Genomic DNA, 261 nt, shown 5'->3' with positions numbered 1-261 from the left:
AAGAAGCCCGCAAGGGCATCGGCGCCATGGCCGCCGTCGACCGCGGCTTCAAGCACGCCTACGCCACCATCGTCGATGCGAACGTCACCCACCTGATTTCCACGCTGCTGCTGTTCCTGTTCGGCACCGGCCCGATCCGCGGCTTCGCGGTCACCATGGTCATCGGCACGCTGATTTCGATGTTCACCGCCGTGACCGTCGTGCGCATCGTCATGACGGCCATCGTCCGCCGCCGCAAGATGAAGACCATCCACATCGAGC

At 64.4% G+C, this 261-nt stretch carries 1 pseudogene; it reads left to right on the top strand.

The features are described 5' to 3' along the window. Nucleotides 1-261: pseudogene (locus tag AC0MA3_RS26580) on the top strand (protein translocase subunit SecDF); the annotation flags it as partial.

It is taken from the genome of Paenibacillus sp. LS-5 (assembly GCF_056121505.1).
Note: the sequence above shows the minus strand (reverse complement) of the source record. Positions and strands in the feature narration are given on the sequence as shown.